The 20,846-nt window shown below is 42.9% G+C and carries 21 protein-coding genes and 1 tRNA gene; all 22 read left to right on the plus strand.

Annotated elements, in window-relative coordinates:
• Positions 1–11: 11 nt before the first annotated feature.
• The 22 genes from HRU77_14710 to nuoN all read left to right on the plus strand — a co-directional run bounded on the left by HRU77_14710 (position 12) and on the right by nuoN (position 20,672).
• On the plus strand, positions 12–731 hold the full coding sequence (locus tag HRU77_14710) for a cytochrome C554 (GenBank protein QOJ21819.1): 720 nt from the start codon (positions 12–14) through the stop codon (positions 729–731).
• On the plus strand, positions 731–1,438 hold the full coding sequence (locus HRU77_14715; protein ID QOJ21820.1) for a NapC/NirT family cytochrome c: 708 nt from the start codon (positions 731–733) through the stop codon (positions 1,436–1,438). The genes HRU77_14710 and HRU77_14715 overlap by 1 nt, the downstream gene beginning before the upstream one ends.
• Positions 1,439–1,742: 304 nt before the next feature.
• The gene (gene pstC / locus HRU77_14720; protein QOJ21821.1) at positions 1,743–2,675 is read left to right on the plus strand and encodes a phosphate ABC transporter permease subunit PstC; all 933 of its coding nucleotides are present in this window, start codon (positions 1,743–1,745) and stop codon (positions 2,673–2,675) included.
• 52 nt (positions 2,676–2,727) lie between these two features.
• Positions 2,728–3,654, plus strand: a complete 927-nt coding sequence (gene pstA, locus HRU77_14725) for a phosphate ABC transporter permease PstA (protein QOJ21822.1) — start codon at positions 2,728–2,730, stop codon at positions 3,652–3,654.
• Between the two features lie 7 nt (positions 3,655–3,661).
• Entirely contained in the window at positions 3,662–4,456 is a 795-nt protein-coding gene (locus HRU77_14730) for a phosphate ABC transporter ATP-binding protein (protein ID QOJ21823.1), read from the plus strand.
• A gap of 167 nt (positions 4,457–4,623) precedes the next feature.
• Positions 4,624–5,379, plus strand: coding sequence for a triose-phosphate isomerase (locus tag HRU77_14735; protein QOJ21824.1), 756 nt, complete (start codon positions 4,624–4,626; stop codon positions 5,377–5,379).
• Positions 5,380–5,397: 18 nt separating this feature from the next.
• Positions 5,398–5,781 (plus strand): preprotein translocase subunit SecG, encoded by a 384-nt coding sequence (gene secG, locus HRU77_14740; protein ID QOJ21825.1) that lies wholly within the window; start codon positions 5,398–5,400, stop codon positions 5,779–5,781.
• Positions 5,782–5,834: 53 nt separating this feature from the next.
• Positions 5,835–5,919 (plus strand) — tRNA-Leu (locus tag HRU77_14745).
• 82 nt (positions 5,920–6,001) lie between these two features.
• The gene (locus HRU77_14750) at positions 6,002–6,358 is read left to right on the plus strand and encodes an NADH-quinone oxidoreductase subunit A (GenBank protein ID QOJ21826.1); all 357 of its coding nucleotides are present in this window, start codon (positions 6,002–6,004) and stop codon (positions 6,356–6,358) included.
• A gap of 4 nt (positions 6,359–6,362) precedes the next feature.
• Positions 6,363–6,839, plus strand: a complete 477-nt coding sequence (locus HRU77_14755) for an NADH-quinone oxidoreductase subunit B (GenBank protein ID QOJ21827.1) — start codon at positions 6,363–6,365, stop codon at positions 6,837–6,839.
• 6 nt (positions 6,840–6,845) lie between these two features.
• Positions 6,846–7,466 (plus strand): NADH-quinone oxidoreductase subunit C, encoded by a 621-nt coding sequence (locus tag HRU77_14760; protein ID QOJ21828.1) that lies wholly within the window; start codon positions 6,846–6,848, stop codon positions 7,464–7,466.
• A gap of 54 nt (positions 7,467–7,520) precedes the next feature.
• Positions 7,521–8,774 carry an NADH-quinone oxidoreductase subunit D gene (locus tag HRU77_14765; GenBank protein QOJ21829.1) on the plus strand — a complete coding sequence of 418 codons (1,254 nt, stop codon included), beginning with the start codon at positions 7,521–7,523 and terminating at the stop codon, positions 8,772–8,774.
• A gap of 2 nt (positions 8,775–8,776) precedes the next feature.
• Positions 8,777–9,253 (plus strand): NADH-quinone oxidoreductase subunit NuoE, encoded by a 477-nt coding sequence (gene nuoE / locus HRU77_14770; protein ID QOJ21830.1) that lies wholly within the window; start codon positions 8,777–8,779, stop codon positions 9,251–9,253.
• The gene (gene nuoF / locus HRU77_14775) at positions 9,250–10,527 is read left to right on the plus strand and encodes an NADH-quinone oxidoreductase subunit NuoF (protein ID QOJ21831.1); all 1,278 of its coding nucleotides are present in this window, start codon (positions 9,250–9,252) and stop codon (positions 10,525–10,527) included. Before nuoE ends, nuoF begins: the two co-directional genes overlap by 4 nt.
• A gap of 69 nt (positions 10,528–10,596) precedes the next feature.
• Positions 10,597–13,008 carry an NADH-quinone oxidoreductase subunit G gene (locus tag HRU77_14780; GenBank protein QOJ21832.1) on the plus strand — a complete coding sequence of 804 codons (2,412 nt, stop codon included), beginning with the start codon at positions 10,597–10,599 and terminating at the stop codon, positions 13,006–13,008.
• Between the two features lie 22 nt (positions 13,009–13,030).
• On the plus strand, positions 13,031–14,128 hold the full coding sequence (nuoH, locus tag HRU77_14785; GenBank protein ID QOJ21833.1) for an NADH-quinone oxidoreductase subunit NuoH: 1,098 nt from the start codon (positions 13,031–13,033) through the stop codon (positions 14,126–14,128).
• A 14-nt stretch (positions 14,129–14,142) separates the two neighbouring features.
• Entirely contained in the window at positions 14,143–14,631 is a 489-nt protein-coding gene (gene nuoI, locus HRU77_14790) for an NADH-quinone oxidoreductase subunit NuoI (GenBank protein QOJ21834.1), read from the plus strand.
• Between the two features lie 19 nt (positions 14,632–14,650).
• Entirely contained in the window at positions 14,651–15,256 is a 606-nt protein-coding gene (locus tag HRU77_14795) for an NADH-quinone oxidoreductase subunit J (GenBank protein QOJ21835.1), read from the plus strand.
• A 58-nt stretch (positions 15,257–15,314) separates the two neighbouring features.
• A complete protein-coding gene (gene nuoK / locus HRU77_14800; GenBank protein QOJ21836.1) occupies positions 15,315–15,620 on the plus strand; it encodes an NADH-quinone oxidoreductase subunit NuoK in 306 nt (101 codons plus the stop codon).
• Positions 15,621–15,677: 57 nt separating this feature from the next.
• Complete coding sequence (nuoL, locus tag HRU77_14805; GenBank protein ID QOJ21837.1) at positions 15,678–17,618, plus strand: NADH-quinone oxidoreductase subunit L; 1,941 nt, start codon at positions 15,678–15,680, stop codon at positions 17,616–17,618.
• Positions 17,619–17,693: 75 nt separating this feature from the next.
• The gene (locus HRU77_14810; GenBank protein ID QOJ21838.1) at positions 17,694–19,178 is read left to right on the plus strand and encodes an NADH-quinone oxidoreductase subunit M; all 1,485 of its coding nucleotides are present in this window, start codon (positions 17,694–17,696) and stop codon (positions 19,176–19,178) included.
• Positions 19,179–19,226: 48 nt separating this feature from the next.
• Positions 19,227–20,672, plus strand: coding sequence for an NADH-quinone oxidoreductase subunit NuoN (gene nuoN / locus HRU77_14815; protein QOJ21839.1), 1,446 nt, complete (start codon positions 19,227–19,229; stop codon positions 20,670–20,672).
• Positions 20,673–20,846 lie beyond the last annotated feature (174 nt).

The following is a 20,846-nucleotide window of genomic DNA, read 5'->3' on the forward strand; positions in this document are numbered from 1 at the left end:
AAGGAGGAAGGATGAAACACCCAATAACCTATATACTGGCGGTACTAGCGGCAACCGCATTTTTTTCAGGCGCGGCACTGGCGGACACCTTTGAAGGCCGTGCGAAATGCAGCTCCTGCCACAAATCACAAGCCAAATCGTGGAAAGACACCGCACACGCCAAAGCGATGGAATCGCTAAAACCGGGCGCGCGCAAAGAAGCCAAAGTTAAAGCCAAACTGGATCCGGAAAAAGACTACACCCAAGACAAAGACTGCGTAGGCTGTCACGTCGACGGCTTCGGCAAAAAAGGCGGTTACAACATAGACGCACCGAAAAAACCATTGGCGGCAGTTGGCTGCGAATCCTGTCACGGCCCTGGAAAGAGCTACCGTGGAGATCATCGCAAAGCAGGACAAGCATTTGAAAGCAAAGGCACCACCACACAACGCAAAGTGGTTGCAGACAAAGGACAAGACTTCCACTTTGAAGAAGCATGCGCCGCCTGTCACCTGAACTACGAAGGCTCACCCTGGAAAGGCGCGAAAGCTCCGTACACCCCATTCACACCAGCAGTTGACGCGAAATACACGTTTGACTTTGACAAAATGGTCAAAGACGTCAAAGCGATGCACGAACACTACAAACTGGACGGCACTTTCGTAGGCGAACCGAAATTCAAGTACCATGACGAATTCCAAGCCAGCGCCAAGGAAAAGACAGCGGACAAAAAAGATAAAGGAAAAGAGTAATGACAGGGATACAAAAAGGAGCGATAGGCACGCTGCTGACAGGCGGATTGCTGGGTATCGTACTGGTAGCGGTAGTATTTGGCGGAGAAGCGGCGCTATCGACCGAAGAATTCTGTACCAGCTGCCACTCGATGACCTATACGCAAACGGAACTGAAGCAATCGACGCACTACGGTGCGCTGGGTGTAAATCCCGGCTGTAAAGACTGTCACATACCGCAAGGGTTCAAGAACTTCCACTTAGCCGTGTATACCCACGCGGTGGATGGTGCGAGAGAACTGTACTTGGAACTGGTGAACGATTACTCGACGCTGGAGAAGTTTAATGAGCGCCGTTTAATCATGGCGCACGATGCGCGGATGAACTTGAAGAAATGGGACAGCATCACCTGCCGCGACTGCCATAAGAACCCGAATCCGCCGGGAGCGGACGCACAGGAAGCGCACAAGAAGCTGAAGACGGAAGGTGCGACGTGCATAGACTGCCATCAGAATCTGGTACATGAAGAAGTGCCGAAGACCGACCTGAATGCGAGCTTGAAGGCGGGCAAGATGGTACTGGTGAAGGAAGAGGATGAAGGTGGGTCAGGAGAAGAAGACGAAGAGGATGAGGACGAAGGCGAAGGTGCGGGCAGCGGTGCTGCTGCTGGCGGTGAAGCCGGAAGCTCGGAAGCCTCGGACGATGATGATGAGGACGATGAGGAGTAATCCTTAGTAAACATCAGCATTTTTAAATAGAGCAAATAAAATTCTGGAGATATTTACATCTCCAGAATTTTTTTATGACATCAAAAAAGAAAAGCATAATACATAATAAAAAAGAGAGATCGATTGATAGTTTTTAAGCACATATAATGTAATAAAATTTCTTGCTTGCAAGAAAAGGTATGTGTCTAAAAATTTTGGAAAATTAATGTCGAGCTAAAGCGTGCTGAAAGTGTTATGTCGGCTTTAGATTAATTGGCAATTCTCTCGTAACGAATGCTTCAACTCAAAGAAGGGCTTGCATATTTTGACAGAAGAGTCACGAAATAAAATAGCTCATGCTGGCAAGCTGGGATATAGCTTTCGTCGTCATCTGCACGAGAGACTTATTGAAGCTCTCTTGTTCTTATCCGCAATATTATCAATAGCGATTATGCTAGCGATTATTGTGATGCTAATCAAAGAATCGTTTGTTTTTTTTCAGCATGTATCGATATGGGAATTTATTACCGATACTCAATGGACACCCTTATTCGATGATGCACACTATGGAATAATGCCATTAGTGTCGGGGACGATAGTTAGTTCATTCATTGCGCTAGTGGTTGCGCTTCCTTTGGGAACCATCATTGCTATTTATCTTTCCGAATTTGCACCCTTTACTGTGCGGGAAATGGCGAAACCTTTTTTAGAGTTGCTGGGGGGTGTACCGACTGTTGTCTATGGCTATTTTGCATTATTATTTGTTACACCAATATTGCAAACCATCTTTCCTGAGTTGCCCGGTTTTAATTTGCTATCGGCTGGATTGGTCATGGGAATCATGATAATTCCTTATGTCAGCTCAATGACTGAAGATGCAATGCGCGCTGTACCGATGAATTTGCGAGAAGGCTCCTATGCGATGGGTGCTACGCGTTTCCAAACAGCTATCCGTGTTGTCATGCCGGCTGCATTCTCGGGAATTGCAGCGGCTTATATTCTCGGTATATCGCGAGCTGTCGGAGAAACAATGGTGGTAGCAATTGCCGCTGGAATGCAGCCCAATTTGACGTGGAATCCGATGGAGCCGGCAGCGACCATTACGGCTTATATCGTTCAGGTCAGCCTAGGAGATTTGCCTCATGGGAGCATCGGCTATCAAACCATTTTTGCTGCAGGCTTGACTTTGTTGTTGATAACGCTTGCATTTAATATCGCCGGTCATATATTGCGCAAGCGATACAGAGAAGTCTACTAAGATTAAAATTAATAAATGCAATCATGAAAATATTTTTCACCGGTGTTTTGTGATGAAAAGTGTAAATGACCTAGAAGAAATCAGAAGAATTATTGGATTGCATAAAAGATGGGATCTAATTTTCATGATTACTGGAATTGTTGCCCTTATGATTGCAGTGTTAACCTTCATGGCTTTGTTTGCGCATATGCTTGTGGATGGAATGCCCAGGTTATCATGGGATTTTTTTACATCGTTTCCATCGCGGCGCCCAGAATCAGCAGGAATTTTGTCGGCATGGGTTGGAACTACGCTGGTAATGCTGGTAACTGCTATTGCAGCAGTGCCATTGGGAATAGGATCAGGTGTGTATTTGGAAGAATATGCATCGAAAAATCTGTTAACAGAAATAATTGAAATCAATGTCACTAATTTGGCAGGCGTTCCTTCCATTATTTATGGTTTGCTCGCTTTAGGCTTGTTTGTTTATCAGCTTGGTTTCGGGCAAAGTATATTAGCTGCTGGACTCGCTTTGGCGCTCTTAATCTTGCCGGTTGTCATTGTCGCTACCCGCGAAGCGATAAGATCAATTCCCGTTGCTATAAGAGAGGGCGCCTACGCACTCGGTGCAACCAAATGGCAAACGGTTTCAGATCATCTATTGCCGTATTCATCTGCGGGAATTCTGACAGGGATTATCATCGGTTTGGCTCGAGCCATCGGTGAGACTGCACCGATTATTACGATCGGAGCGTTAACATTTATTGCTTTTTTACCGCCTTCTCCGGTGAAAAGTGAATTTCCCTATGTATCCTTTGAATGGTTAACAGCACCTTTTACTGTGATGCCGATACAGATGTTTAATTGGGTATCGCGTCCTGAGGAGGCATTCCAATTGAATGCAGCAGCGGCAGGGCTGGTATTGGTGGTTATGACGCTCGCGATGAATGGGCTGGCAATTTATTTACGCTATCGTATGCGAAAAAATATTAAGTGGTAAGAGAATTATGCAGATTGATCCAGAAAAACCGATAGAACCGATCCAGTATAAATCGGAGGTTAAGAATCTCAGTTTTTATTACGGTGGATTTAATGCATTAAAAAAGATTAACATGGTCTTGCATGATAAAAAAATTACTGCCCTGATTGGACCGTCGGGTTGTGGAAAATCAACATTTTTGCGCTGTTTTAATCGCATGCATGATTTGTATCCCGGGAATCGTTACGAGGGTGAAATTATCCTTCATCCAGATGACGTTAATATTCTGGCTTCTAATGTTGATCCGATTGAGGTGCGAATGCGAATAAGTATGGTTTTTCAAAAACCTAACCCTTTCCCAAAGTCCATTTATGAGAATGTTGCGTACGGGCTTCGCGTGCGAGGAATTAAGCAACGCGCTATTCTGGACGAGAAAGTTGAATCTGCTTTGAGAAATTCGGCGCTATGGGACGAAGTAAAGGATCGCTTGCATGACCTGGCTTTTAATCTTTCCGGCGGACAACAGCAAAGGCTATGTATTGCGAGAGCTTTAGCCACAGATCCTGAGATTCTATTGTTTGATGAACCCACTTCCGCGCTTGATCCAATAGCGACAGCGAGTATTGAAGAATTGATAACCGATCTAAAAAATAAGGTTACTATCCTGATAGTCACCCATAATATGCAGCAGGCTGCGCGAGTTTCCGATTACACTGCTTACATGTATTTGGGGGAACTGATCGAATTTGATGTAACGGATACGATTTTTATCAAACCAAAAAATAAGCAAACTGAAGATTATATTACTGGTAGATTTGGCTAATGTGTTCAAGTATCAATTATGAAGTGCGCATCTCCGAATGTAATGTGCAATATAAATGGCAGCAATCCAGTTGCAACAAGTTGCTAGGAATATGGAATCATAATTGACTTGGTAAAGAATCAAATGTAGCATCTCACCCTTTTAAGAAGCTGAGGTAAGAAGAAAAAATGCGCGGAAAGATGGTTGCTGGTAACTGGAAAATGCATGGTAGCTTGATCGAAAATAAGCAGCTACTTGATGCGGTTATAGCGGGCTTGAATGGATTAGATGAAGCGCGTTTCGTGGTATGTGTGCCTTATCCTTACTTATCATCGGTACAAAATTCATTGCTAGGCACAAGTATTGCTTGGGGTGCGCAGAATGTTAGTCAGTTTGAAAAAGGCGCATATACAGGTGAAGTTTCAACGTCAATGTTGAAAGATTTCGGCTGTCGATACGTCATTGTCGGACATTCGGAAAGAAGAGCATTATTTGGTGAAAATAATTTCATCGTTGCAGAAAAATATCAGGCGGCGCAACGTGCAGGAATAACACCTATCTTGTGTGTCGGTGAAACGCTTGAGCAGCGCGAAGCGGAAATAACCGAGCAAGTTATCGAAGCACAATTGGCAGCAGTTATCGAGCTAACTGGCGTTGAGTCTTTGAGTAAATCAGTGATTGCCTATGAACCAGTTTGGGCTATTGGCACGGGTAAAACAGCTTCGCCTCAGCAAGCGCAGGATGTGCATGCATTCATTAGATCGGGCATAGCTAAAAAGAATGACGCCGTAGCCAAAGAATTGGTTATTCTTTATGGTGGCAGCGTAAAAGCGAACAATGCATCTGACTTGTTTGCTATGCCGGATATTGATGGCGGCTTAATAGGCGGAGCATCGCTTGTTGCTAGCGAATTTGTATCGATTTGTCGTGCTGTGCATCATTAATTCGAAGGGGGCTTTACGTTGGAAATTTTAGTCTGGGCAGCACATGTTTTGCTGGCGATAGTCTTGGTAGTTTTGGTATTATTGCAACATGGTAAAGGTGCTGATATGGGGGCCGCATTTGGTAGTGGTTCGGCAGGCAGTTTGTTTGGAGCAAGCGGATCGGCTACATTTCTGAGTCGTGCTACTGGTTTTGCTGCTGCGATGTTTTTTATTACGAGTATGAGTTTGACTTATCTTTCAGCCAATAAGACTGATAGTTCAAGCGCAATGAGTTTGATGGATCAGATTGAAGAATCCGATAGTGCACCTGCGGTAGATAGCGAAAAGAAATCTGCTAAGGATCGTAATCAGGATATACCTGAAGTAGAAGGTAACTCAAAGGTTAATCAAATACCGGAATAACATCTACGGTTCTTTATATGGCAGCCTGTTGATTGTACATGAATTTTTTTGCTGCCGACGTGGTGGAATTGGTAGACACGCCGTCTTGAGGGGGCGGTGGCGAAAGCTGTGCGAGTTCGAGTCTCGCCGTCGGCACCACACAAAAACTGCATCCGTAAGTTGTCTGTTTTTTTGCGAATGAATAATATTTCTGTTAAATCGGGTTATTTAATTTTACAAAATGCTTGAAAATTATTTTCCAATTTTACTGTTTCTTATCGTGGGATTCTTGGTAGGTGTTGTCCCGATGTTATGTGGATGGCTTCTGGCGCCGAATCGTCCGGATAGCGAGAAGCTTTCTCCTTATGAGTGCGGATTTGAAGCTTTTGAAGATGCGCGAATGAAGTTTGACGTGCGCTATTACTTGGTTGCAATTTTGTTTATTTTATTTGATCTTGAAATTGCTTTTTTATTTCCTTGGGCGATTGTCCTTGATGAAATCGGTGTATTTGGATTCGTTGCCATGATGTCATTCCTGAGTATACTGGTCGTAGGTTTTATCTATGAATGGATGAAGGGCGCATTAGAGTGGGATTAATGCTATGAGTATTGAAGGAGCGCTTGAGAAAGGTTTTGTTACCACCAGTTTGGATTCGATCATCAACTGGGGACGAACGGGGTCAATGTGGCCTATGACTTTTGGTTTGGCATGTTGTGCGGTCGAAATGATGGAAACCGGTGCATCACGCTATGATCTTGATCGTTTTGGTATCGTGTTTAGACCAAGTCCGCGGCAATCGGATGTGATGATTGTGGCTGGCACACTTTGTAATAAGATGGCACCCGCTTTACGTAAAGTATACGATCAGATGGCAGAGCCTCGTTGGGTGATATCTATGGGATCTTGCGCAAACGGTGGCGGGTATTACCATTATTCTTACTCTGTGGTACGCGGATGTGATCGCATTGTGCCGGTTGACATTTATGTTCCTGGTTGCCCGCCAACGGCGGAAGCTTTGCTGTACGGCATTATTCAACTACAAAATAAAATAAACCGTACCAACACTATTGCCCGCTAATTTTTTATGTCTACTACTCAACTGGAAAATCTTGCAGAAACCTTGAGAGGTATACTCGGGGACAAGTTAGCTGGTTTGCAAATCCAGCATGCTGAAGTAACAATTGGGGTGCGAGCAGAAGATATTCTCGGTGTGAGCGAAACTTTACGGGATAATTCCCAGTTAAGATTCGATACACTAATTGATTTATGCGGGGTTGATTATTCTACATATGGTGAAGATCTGTCGGCAAAGCAAAATTTGCGCAACAAGCGTTTTGCCGTGATTTATCATTTGTTGTCGGTGGAGATGAATCAAAGGATACGAGTTCGCGTATTGGCTGAAAGTAATGAGTTTCCGGCTGTGAATTCGGTGGCAGAGATATGGCCGGTTGCCAATTGGTTTGAACGTGAAGCGTTTGATCTCTATGGAATAGTTTTCACTGGCCACCCAGATTTGCGTCGTATATTGACCGACTATGGTTTTATTGGAAATCCGTTCCGTAAGGATTTTCCACTAACGGGGCATGTTGAGATGCGTTATGACGCAGAGCAGAAGCGAGTTATCTATCAACCGGTTACTATCGAACCGCGAGAAATCACGCCGCTTGTGATTCGTGAAGAAAATTATGGAGATTGCGAATCCTAGGGGTTGCCGAATTTTTCCATGAATAATGTTTATAAGAATTTTTTGAAGTAGCTTATGGCTGAGATACGTAATTACACCATGAATTTTGGGCCGCAGCACCCGGCAGCTCACGGCGTGTTGAGACTTGTTCTGGAATTGGATGGTGAAGTTGTAAAACGTGCCGATCCGCATATTGGATTGTTGCATCGCGCTACCGAGAAGCTAGCAGAAAATAAAACATATCTGCAATCTGTTCCCTATATGGATCGATTGGATTATGTCTCAATGATGGTCAATGAGCATGCTTATGTGATGGCTATCGAGAAACTGCTGCAAATTGAAGTTCCCATTAGAGCGCAATACATACGTGTAATGTTTGATGAAATTACTCGTATATTAAATCACTTACTGTGGATTGGCGCTCATGCTTTAGATGTGGGGGCCATGACAATGTTTTTGTATGCTTTTCGCGAAAGAGAAGATCTGATGGATTGCTATGAAGCAGTCTCGGGTGCCAGGATGCACGCTGCTTATTATCGACCTGGCGGCGTATATCGTGATTTGCCGGATACCATGCCCAAATATCAAGCATCAAAAATTCATAATGAAAAGCAGACACGTATACGGAATGCTAATCGAGAAGGTTCATTGTTAGATTTCATAGAAGATTTTACCAATCGTTTTCCAACCTATGTTGATGAATACGAAACCTTGCTTACCGATAATCGAATTTGGAAGCAGCGCTTAGTGGATATCGGTGTCGTTTCTCCAGAGCGTGCTAAAGCATTAGGTTTTACCGGCCCGATGTTGCGTGGTTCGGGCGTCGAGTGGGATCTAAGAAAGAAACAACCTTATGAAGTTTATGATCGACTTGATTTTGATATACCGGTAGGTGTCAATGGCGATTGCTATGATCGCTATTTGGTACGTATGGAAGAGTTTCGCCAATCAAATCGCATCATTAAGCAATGTGTCGATTGGCTGCGTAAGAATCCGGGGCCGGTAATCACCGATAACCATAAAGTGGCTCCACCTTCACGCATCAATATGAAACAAAATATGGAAGAAATGATTCATCATTTCAAGTTGTTTACGGAAGGATTTCATGTGCCACCGGGGGAAGCCTATGTGTCGGTTGAACATCCAAAAGGCGAGTTTGGCATTTATTTAATATCGAATGGTGCTAACAAGCCTTATCGCTTGAAAATACGCGCACCTGGATTCGCACATTTGGCTGCTTTGGATGAAATGTCTACTGGACATATGATTTCTGATGTAGTGGCAATCATTGGCACACAAGACATTGTGTTTGGTGAGATAGATAGATAACGATGTTAAGCACTGAATCTCTAAAAAAAATAGATCGAGAAATCGCGAAATATCCGGTTGATCAAAAACAATCAGCTGTCATGTCAGCGCTGGCAATTGCACAAGAAGAAAAAGGCTGGCTGGCGAATGAGACAATGAATTTCGTGGCTGAATATCTTGGTATGCCGCCCATTGCAGTCTACGAAGTGGCGACGTTTTACAATATGTATAACCTCGAGCCTGTAGGTAAATATAAAATTACGGTTTGTACCAATTTACCTTGCGCATTATCAGGTAGTAACGACGCGGCTGCTTATTTGAAGCAAAAATTAGGTATTGGATTCAATCAAACGACGCCGGATGGGAAATTTACACTCAAAGAAGGCGAATGCTTTGGCGCTTGTGGCGACGCGCCAGTATTATTGTTAAATAACAAGCGCATGTGTAGTTTTATGTCTAACGAAATGATCGATAAATTGCTGAAGGAACTGAGCGAATGAATCAGTATCCGCAAACATTGATGAATGGGGTCAATCCTTCCGATACCGAAAATTGGCGACTTAAAAGCTATGAGAAGCGCGAAGGTTACGCAGCACTTAGGAAAATACTGGCGAAAAAGATTTCTCCTGAAGAAGTAATTGAAGAAGTAAAAAAGTCTGCACTGCGTGGACGAGGCGGTGCTGGTTTTCCTACGGGACTTAAGTGGAGTTTCATGCCAAAAGGGTATGAAGGTGACAAGTATATCGTTTGTAATTCGGATGAAGGAGAACCCGGTACTTTCAAGGATCGCGACATTTTGCGATTTAATCCTCATCTGCTGATTGAAGGAATGATAATTGCTGGCTACGCAATGGGGGTTAAAGTAGGCTACAACTATATTCATGGCGAAATATGGGAAACCTACGAGCGTATGGAAGAAGCTGTTGAGGAAGCGCGGACTGCCGGCTATCTGGGTAATAATATTTTAGGTTCATCATTTAGCTTTCAACTCTATAATCACCATGGTTACGGTGCCTACATTTGCGGTGAAGAAACTGCATTATTGGAATCTATAGAAGGCAAGAAAGGTCAGCCACGTTTCAAGCCGCCATTTCCAGCCAATTATGGTCTTTATGGAAAGCCGACTACTATCAATAATACCGAAACTTTTGCGTCAGTCCCTTGGATTGTCCGGAACGGTGGAGAAAAATACCTTCAACTCGGTAAACCGAATAACGGCGGGACAAAAATTTTCTCAGTCTCGGGTCATGTCAATAAACCAGGTAACTATGAAATACCGCTGGGAACACCTTTTCCTGAGTTGCTAGAATTGGCTGGCGGAATGCGTGGTGGTCGAAAGTTAAAGGCATGCATACCAGGTGGATCGTCCATGCCGGTGTTGCCGGGTGATGTTATGATGAGAACAGATATGGACTATGATTCGATTGCCAAAGCTGGATCCATGTTAGGTTCAGGGGCAGTCATCATTATGGATGATACGACCTGCATGGTTAGAGCGCTTGAGCGTTTGTCTTATTTTTATTTCGAAGAATCCTGCGGGCAATGTACACCCTGCAGAGAGGGAACGGGGTGGCTTTATCGTATTGTCAATCGCATAGAACACGGCAAAGGCCGGTTAGAAGATCTGGAACTGCTAGATAATATTGCGGACAACATACAAGGACGAACAATTTGCGCTTTGGGTGATGCCGCTGCGATGCCTGTTCGAGCGATGATTCAACATTTTCGAGATGAGTTTGCTTACCATATAGAACATAAGAAATGCATGGTTTGATTATTTCAGAGCTAAATAATCAAGACGCGTCAATTTTACAATTTGTGATTAATCCAAGAATTTTAGCTGATGGTAAATATAGAAATCGACGGTAAGCAAGTATCTGTTCCTAAAGGAAGCACTATCATGGATGGTGCTAAGCAGATCGGTGTGTATATTCCACATTTTTGCTACCACAAGAAATTATCCATTGCCGCCAATTGCCGCATGTGTTTGGTACAAGTCGAGAAAGCGCCCAAACCGTTGCCTGCATGTGCTACACCGGTTATGGATGGAATGAAAGTATATACGCATTCACAACAAGCGGTCACGGCACAGAAAGGCGTGATGGAATTTCTACTGATCAATCATCCGCTTGATTGCCCGATTTGTGATCAGGGTGGTGAGTGCCAACTGCAAGATCTGGCAGTGGGGTATGGATCGAGCGGTTCACGCTACACTGAAGCGAAACGAGTAGTTGTCAATAAGAATCTGGGGCCTTTGATTTCGACAGATATGACGCGATGCATTCATTGCACACGCTGTGTTCGCTTTGGTCAGGAAATTGCTGGAATTATGGAGCTTGGAATGGCAGGGCGCGGAGAGCATTCCGAAATTCTTGCCTTTGTCGGCAAGACTGTCGATTCTGAGTTATCGGGCAATGTCATTGATCTTTGTCCAGTTGGTGCATTGGTTAGTAAACCTTTTCGGTATTCCGCGCGTACTTGGGAATTATCGCGCAGAAAATCAATAAGCCCGCATTGCGGACTGGGTTCAAATCTAGTTGTGCAAGTCAAGCAGAACCGTGTCATGCGTGTACTTCCTCGTGACAATGAAGCGATTAATGAATGTTGGTTGTCAGACAAAGATCGATTCTCCTATGAAGGATTGAATTCGGAAGATAGGCTGACGAACCCCATGATCAAGCGTGATGGCCAATGGTTTGAATGCAATTGGCAAGAAGCATTGGAATTTACGGCGCATTCTTTGCAGATCATTAAACAAAAATATGGTGCCAAGAGCATAGCGGCATTAGGTTCACCGCACAGTACAGCCGAAGAACTTTATTTATTGCAAAAGTTATTGCGTGCGATGGGCAGTGGCAACATTGACCATCGCTTACGTCAATCAGATTTTCGTGCGGATAAGAAGATGCAAGGCATTCCGTGGCTGGGTACCAGTATCGCGGACATATCACAATTAAAATCAACGTTAATTATCGGCAGTACGCTCCGTAAAGATCATCCGCTGATTGCACAACGTTTGCGTCAAGCCGTCAAAAACGGCATGCAGTTAAATATAGTCAATCCAATTGACGATGATTTGCTGGTCAAGATTGCGAATAAGGCAATAGTTTCGCCGGCTGCAATGGTTAAAGTTCTGGCGGAAATCCTGAAAGCTGCTGCAGAGATCAAGGGAGCAGACTTAGCAAACGAGTTGAAACAGCACATTAATTCACTAAACATTTCAAGTACGGCTAGTGCGTTCGCGATTGCTTCTAGTTTGATCGACAATGCTCCGGCAGCAATTTATCTAGGTAATCTATCACAGCATCATCCGGATTATTCAATGATCAATTCACTTTCCGGTTTAATTGCACAAATAACGGGTGCAAGTCATGGTGTGTTGGGTGAAGCGGCAAATAGCGTTGGTGCTTATTTAGCAGGTGCGGTACCCGAAATCAATTCTGAAACCACTGCAGCGAATTTGAGTTATACGGAATCTGGATTAAACGCTGCCCAAATCTTAGGGTTCAGCAATGATTCCGTGGAAAGTGAATGTCGAGCGTTTATATTGATGAATGTAGAACCGGAATTTGACGCCTACAATTCTCAACTAGCACTTAAGACAATCAAGTCAAGTGAATTTGTAGTGTCGCTGAGTTCTTTTCATGGAAATGCTAAAGAATATGCTGATGTGTTATTGCCGATAGCGCCATTTACCGAAACATCAGGAACTTTTGTTAATACCGAAGGCAGAGTGCAAAGTTTTAACGGCGTTGTATCACCTCTGGGAGAGACTCGTCCAGCTTGGAAAGTACTGCGTGTCTTGGCTAATTTGCTAGGGTTGGAAAAATTTGATTACGAAACACCCGAACAGATTCGTGAAGAGATTTTTCCTAACGACGTGGAAATTAGTCAGTATCTGAATAATAAATTGAAGAGTGGTGATGTTGCGAATATAGTGGTTGATGACCAGAGTATACAGCGTATTGGAGAAATACCGATTTATCAGGCCGATCCGGTCGTGCGACGTGCTCAGTCTTTACAAGCGACACGGGATGCAGAGCCGCCCAAGGCTTGGATGGCACCTCAGATGCTGACAGAGCTAAGAATTGCCGCTGGTGATCAAGTGAAAGTTAAGCAGGGCGATGGGGTTGTACAACTAGAAGCAGCTCGCGATGAAAAATTACCGATCAATTGTGTACGTATAGCAGGGGCTCATTCTAAAACGGCTGCACTGGGTGCCTTGTTTGGCGAAATTGTGCTGGAAAAACTGTGATGGCAATGGTTGGAGTTTATTAATGGAGAATATTCAACAACATTTCGTGGAAATATTCGGAGCAGAATGGGGTTCCATGCTGTTTTCATTAGCGACCAACATGACATTTATTTTTGCCATTGTTGTTCCATTACTATTGGGTGTGGCGTATTTGACCTTTGCGGAACGCAAAATAATAGCTTATATGCAGATTCGTGTTGGTCCAAATAGAGTTACTTTTTTTGGAATACCGTGGTTGCGTGGTTGGGGACAGCCAATTGCTGATGCTGTTAAAGCAATCATGAAGGAAATTGTTATTCCAACAGGGGCAAACAAATTACTCTTTATATTGGCTCCAGTTTTGACTATCATGCCGGCACTGGCAGCCTGGGCGGTAATTCCGTTTTCTCCCGAATTAGTCCTGGCCGATATTAATGCCGGATTGCTTTATATCTTAGCGATGACGTCTATGGGTATATACGGCATTATTATTGCAGGGTGGGCATCAAACTCAAAATATGCATTTTTGGGTGCCATGCGCTCAGCTGCGCAGGTAGTATCATATGAATTGGCGATGGGTTTTGCTTTAGTTTGTGTTTTAATGATGTCGCAAAGCTTAAACCTGGGTGATATTGTTAATGGACAGCAAGGTAGCAGTTTTCTGAATTGGTATTTGATACCGCTGTTTCCAATGTTTTTGGTTTACTTGATTTCGGGCGTTGCTGAAACTAATCGTGCGCCTTTTGATGTGGCAGAGGGCGAGTCTGAAATTGTTGCGGGATTTCATGTTGATTATTCAGGTATGGCTTTTACCGTGTTTTTCCTGGCTGAATATTCCAATATGATATTGGTTGCAACATTGACATCCATTATGTTTTTAGGGGGATGGTTGCCGCCTATCGATATGGCGCCATTTACTCTGATACCGGGTATAGTTTGGTTATTGTTGAAGATTGCATTCATCTTATTCTTTTTTCTTTGGTTTCGTGCAACTTTTCCACGTTATCGCTATGATCAAATTATGCGATTGGGTTGGAAGATCTTTATCCCAATTACGCTTGTATGGATTATTTTATTGGGCTCGATAATGCAATTGCCTGAATCGATTCGGAATACATTTCCGTTGAACATCTGGTTTTAAAATAGAGAAATAAAATGGATCGTATCAAAAAGTTTTTCAGTACTTTTTTGCTGTTTGAACTGCTGAAAGGGATGGCGGTTACTGGCCGATATTTATTCAAACCAAAGATCACTGTTCATTTTCCTGAGGAAAAGACGCCTCAATCACCGCGATTTCGCGGTCTTCATGCGTTACGTCGTTATCCGAATGGAGAAGAACGTTGTATCGCATGTAAGTTATGCGAAGCCGTTTGTCCAGCGATGGCAATCACTATCGATTCGGAGCAACGCGCGGATGGTACACGCCGGACTACACGCTATGACATTGATTTAAGTAAGTGTATCTTTTGTGGTTTCTGTGAGGAATCATGCCCGGTTGATTCAATCGTGGAGACTCGTATATTGGAATATCACGGGGAAAAACGGGGCGACTTGATCTATACCAAAGAAATGTTATTGGCTATTGGTGATCGTTATGAGGAGCAGATTGCCAAAGATAGAGAAGCTGATGCCCGTTACCGCTGAATCTTGTTGGTAGATAAAAATGAGTTTTCAAGATATTTTGTTTTATGTTTTCTCAGCTATTTTGGTTGCATCAGCGCTGGGTGTAATTACTGTGCGTAATCCGGTAAATTCAGCGTTGCTGTTGGTTTTGGCGTTTGTCACGTGCGCGGGTTTATGGTTGCTGCTGGAAGCTGAGTTCTTAGCAATCGCTTTAGTATTGGTATATGTTGGGGCTGTCATGGTATTGTTTTTATTTGTAGTCATGATGCTCGATATCAATTTGGATCGATTACGTGAAGGATTCTGGAAGTGGTTTCCTTTCGGTGCGGCTGTCGCACTCGTCATGGTCGCAGAAATGTCAATGGTATTGATGGGAAAATATTTCGGGCTAGAAGAAATGCCTGCGCCTAGGGCACAAGATGCTGATTACAGTAACACTCGAGAGTTAGGACGATTAATTTACACCGAATACGTTTATGCATTTGAACTAGCCGCCGTGCTTTTATTGGTCGCAATGGTAGCAGCAATAGCACTGACTTTACGCCATCGAGAGGATAAGAAATCTCCAGACCCATCTAAACAAGTTAGAGTACGAAAAGAAGATCGATTGCGAATAGTGACAATGCCTGCGGAAAAGAAAGAATAACGAAATCATGGAATGATTTTGTGACATTTTTATAAAATATAGAAAGAGGTGGTTAACCTTGATATCGTTATCTCATTATCTTGTTCTTGGAGCGATTTTATTTGCAATCGGTTTGGTTGGCATTTTTCTCAACAGAAAAAATGTCATCATTCTGTTGATGTCGATTGAATTAATGCTGTTGGCTGTAAATATGAATTTTGTTGCATTCTCGCATTATCTGCAGGATATATCGGGACAAATCTTCGTATTCTTCATTTTGACGGTTGCCGCCGCAGAATCGGCGATAGGCTTGGCAATTTTGGTGGTGCTGTTCCGCAACATGCACACGATTAATGTCGATGATTTGGATGAGCTCAAGGGTTAGTACCCAATAATTAAATAATTTAAGTACCTATCATTAATAAAGAATTCTTTGATTGAGATGCAAAAACTTTACTTACTGGTGCCGCTTGCCCCGTTGCTTGGCGCGCTTATAGCTGGATTATTGGGGCGTTTTATCGGACCCGCATGGAGTCATCGAACAACTATTGCATTGGTTTTTGTTTCTTTACTGGCGTCTATCGTTATTTTTCTGGATGTATTGGAAGGTAACAGCTATAACGGCAGCGTTTATACTTGGTTAGTCACTGGCGATACACGATTTGAAGTTGGATTCTTAATTGATCAATTATCAGCAACCATGATGGTAGTCGTCAGCTTGGTTTCGCTCATGGTGCATATTTATACCATTGGTTATATGCATAATGATCCAGGTTATCAACGTTTTTTCAGCTATATCTCATTGTTTACCTTTTCAATGATGATGCTGGTAATGTCGAATAACTTCTTGCAGTTATTTTTTGGCTGGGAAGCTGTTGGTTTGGTTTCTTATTTATTAATTGGATTCTGGTATACCCGCCCGACTGCAATTTACGCCAACTTGAAAGCTTTTTTAGTCAATCGAGTTGGTGATTTTGGTTTTCTTCTCGGTATTGCATTGGTGCTAATGCACTTTGGTACTTTGGATTACGTATCTGTATTTGTTCAAGCACCTGGAATTGTTGACGAGAAAATTGAATTGATATCCGGCATGTCTTGGTTAGTAATTACGCTGATCTGTATTTTGTTGTTTGTCGGCGCGATGGGTAAATCAGCGCAATTTCCGCTGCACGTGTGGTTACCGGATTCAATGGAAGGCCCTACACCGATTTCCGCATTGATTCACGCGGCTACGATGGTAACTGCCGGTATTTTTATGGTGGCGCGTATGTCACCTTTGTTCGAGTTATCTGACACCGCACTATCGGTTATTTTAATAATTGGCGGTATCACTACATTATTTATGGCCCTGATTGCAATTGTGCAAACCGATATAAAACGCGTTGTTGCTTATTCCACGTTATCGCAATTGGGGTATATGACCGTTGCTTTAGGCGCTTCAGCTTATTCCGCCGCAATTTTCCATCTAATGACCCATGCTTTTTTTAAAGCCGTTTTATTCTTAGGTGCGGGTTCTGTCATCATCGCTATGCACCATGAGCAAAATATGGAAAAAATGGGCGGACTGAAACGCTACATGCCGATTACCTATTGGACGATGTTCATCGCCGCTTTAGCCAGTGCTGGTGTGCCAGGTTTTTCCGGTTTTTTTTCTAAAGATGCCATCATTGAGGCGGTTCATTTTTCCAATATACCGGGTGCCGGTTTTGCCTATTTCTGTGTACTGACAACCGTATTTGTCACAGCTTTGTATACTTTCCGATTGATATTCATGACGTTTCACGGCAATACTCGAATGGATGAACATACCAAAGAACATCTGCATGAGTCGCCATGGGTAGTTACTTTGCCGTTAATAGTGCTTGCAATTCCTACCATTGCGGCTGGTTGGTTTATTGATCCGATTATTTTTGGTAATTATTTTAATAATGTAATTCATGTATCACCTCAGCATGATGCTATCGAAAAATTAAGTGCGGAATTTTCCGGAATAAGCGGCATGATGCTGCATGCATTTTTCACAGCGCCATTTTGGTTATCTATCGCAGGGATTTTTACTGCTTGGCTTTTGTATAGTTTAAGAACCGAATGGCCTAGGAGAATAAAAACACGCTGTAGTTATTTGTATAACATGCTGAATAATAAATATTATATTGATGAATTTTATTCATGGATATTTGCAGGTGGAGTGCGAGCTTTAGGAACCGCTTTATGGAGATATGGCGATATCAAAGTGATTGATGGATTCTTTGTCAATGGCACGGCGCGAGTTGTAGCATTATCAGCAACTATAGTAAGAAAGTATCAGACCGGTTATATCTATCATTATGCTTTTACAATGATTGTCGGCATATTTGTCATCTTGACGCTATGGCTTTATTAGCCTTCTTAAAAAGAGTTTGAGCGTTAACTATTAATAACTCAACTAACAAAAGTACTAACAAAAAACGGAATAAGCATGTCGTTTGAATTCCCACTATTGAGCTTAATTATTTGGCTGCCTATTGTGTTTGGCATTGCCGTTTTTACAACCGGAAATCATAATAACGCGCAACTTGCTCGTTGGATTGCTCTCGTAGGATCGATATTAGGATTTTTAGTAACAATTCCACTATGCAGTAACTTCGATTCCACCACAGGCGCAATGCAATTTGTCGAGAATCATGTCTGGTTTGAACGTTTCAATGTCAATTATCATCTAGGCGTTGATGGGATATCAATGCCGCTGATTTTGTTGAATTGCTTTATTACGCCACTCGTTGTTGTAGCTGGGTGGGAAGTAATAAAGGAGCGTGTATCTCAATATATGGGTGCATTTCTCGTTATGTCCGGTATTGTCAATGGTGTATTCGCGTCACTGGATGCCATTCTGTTCTACGTATTCTGGGAAGCTTCTTTAATACCGATGTTTTTGATTATCGGTATTTGGGGTGGACCTAACCGGGTTTACGCTGCAATCAAGTTTTTTCTTTACACGTTGCTCGGTTCTTTATTGATGCTGATTGCATTCATTTATCTATATCAGGCATCGGAAGGAAGTTTTTCGATCGAAGATTACCATAAACTTGCAATTCCTCTGACGCCGCAAATATTTATTTTTGTCGCATTTTTGCTGGCGTTTGCGGTTAAAGTTCCAATGTGGCCAGTACATACCTGGTTACCGGATGCTCACGTTGAAGCACCAACAGGTGGATCGGTCGTCCTAGCGGCGATTCTACTGAAATTAGGCGGTTACGGATTTTTACGCTTCTCATTGCCGATTGCGCCTGATGCCAGTCTTTATCTAGCAGATATGATGATCGTGCTATCTTTGATTGCCGTTGTTTATATCGGCTTGATTGCATTGATGCAGGTCGATATGAAAAAGCTGATTGCTTATTCATCCGTAGCACATATGGGATTTGTTACCCTAGGATTCTTTTTGTTGAATGCTTATGGAATTGAAGGTGCCATGGTACAAATGATTTCCCACGGATTTATTTCCGGTGCTATGTTCCTCTGTGTCGGTGTGTTATACGATAGATTGCATTCCCGTCAGATTGCTGATTATGGTGGAGTTGTCAACAAGATGCCCGTTTTTGCAGCTTTTTTCATGTTATTTGCAATGGCGAATGCTGGTTTGCCGGGAACGAGCGGTTTCGTCGGCGAATTTATGGTCATAATGAGCGCAATCAAAGTTAATTTTTGGTATGCATTTCTGGCAGCCACCACACTCATTTTCGGTGCCGCCTATACGTTGTGGATGTATAAGCGAGTGATATTCGGTGCTATAGCAACCCCTGCGGTTGAGAGTTTGCAGGATATTTCAAAACGTGAGTTTGCTTTACTGGCCATTCTGGCAATTTCGGTTTTATGGATCGGTGTGCATCCTTATCCATTAACTGAAGTTATGCATACGACAGTTGATCAATTATTGACACATGTCAGTAACAGCAAGTTATAAAAAATCATTTTGAAACGATAAAGCTCCTGATATAAGGATTAAGAATTAATGAATTTTATACCGCCTGATTTTGCGCCAGCTTCTTCCGAAATATTCATGCTCATCATGGTGTGTGTGGTCATGTTGGCTGACCTCACAGCAGGTGACAATAGACGTTATGTCGCTTATTTATTGACACAAGTAACGTTATTAGGTTGTGCTGTGCTGACCTTTGTATCATTTTCTACCGAAGTCAAACAGACTTTTTATGGCCTGTATGTCGATGATGCGATGGCGGATATTCTTAAACTGATGGTGTATGGTACTGTGTCGGCTGTTCTAGTCTATTCCCATTCTTATATCAGCGATCGCGGGTTGCTGAAAGGTGAGTTTTTCAGCTTGATTCTGTTTGCGACTCTGGGAATGATGGTGATGATCTCTGCCAGTCATTTTCTCACTCTTTACATTGGGCTGGAGTTGCTCTCACTGTCACTTTATGCGCTTGTTGCATTGCGGCGTGATTCCATTGTGGCGACGGAAGCTGCCATGAAATTTTTTGTGTTAGGTGCTCTTGCTTCTGGATTTTTACTTTACGGCATGTCGATGGTTTACGGTGCGACCGGTACATTGCATGTATCGCAACTTGCTCAAATCATTCAAAGTGAAGCAAGTAGCAAAGAAGTATTGGTTGTCGGTTTGGTATTTATTGTGGCTGGAATTGGTTTTAAATTGAGCGCGGCACCTTTTCACATGTGGGCTCCCGATGTTTATCAAGGCGCTCCGACAGCAATCACCTTATTTATCGGTTCTGCTCCTAAGTTTGCAGCCTTCGGTTTTGTTATGCGTTTATTGATCGAAGGTTTGGGAGAGATGGTTTCCGATTGGCAAGGCATGCTGGTGATTCTTGCTGTTTTGTCGATGGCGGTGGGTAATATTGCCGCTATTGCACAAGTTAATATCAAGCGCATGCTGGCTTACTCAACTATTTCGCATATGGGGTTCTTGTTGCTGGGGTTTATCAGTGCCGATTCGAACGGTTACAGTTCGGCGTTATTTTATGTGATTGCTTATGTTCTGATGACATTGGGTACATTTGCTATGATCATGTTACTGTGCCGAAGTGGATTTGAGGCTGAAAATATCAATGACTTCAAAGGACTCAGTAAAAGAAACAGCTGGTACGCGTTTGTCACATTGTTGTTGATGCTTTCCTTAGCAGGCATTCCACCGATGATCGGATTTTATGCAAAATTTTCTGTATTACAAGCTGTTGTGAATGCAGGATACATTTGGTTGGCTGTTGCGGCGGTATTGTTCTCATTGGTCGGTGCTTTCTATTATTTACGTATTATCAAATTAATGTATTTTGACGAGCCTGAAGACACAGAAGTGCTGTCACCTAATAGTGACGTAAAAATCCTATTGAGTGCGAACGGTTTTGCGGTACTGGCTCTGGGTATTTTTCCTCAAGCATTGATGAGTCTCAGCTTATACGCCATTCAAAATTCCATGTAGCCGGAAATAAGCAAGGGTATTACTCAGAAAATATCCTTGTTCAGTACATTCTATAAAAAACACCCTTCAAAGTTGAAAAGTATCTTCCTAACTGAAGTATTTTCTTTTCTCTAATTGTCTCCTTCCTTGCAAGAATTGCCAGGAAGGGGTGCGCAGTACATAAAAATTTCAATT

It is taken from the genome of Gammaproteobacteria bacterium, from assembly GCA_015709615.1.
In the GTDB taxonomy this organism is placed as follows: domain Bacteria; phylum Pseudomonadota; class Gammaproteobacteria; order Burkholderiales; family Nitrosomonadaceae; genus Nitrosomonas.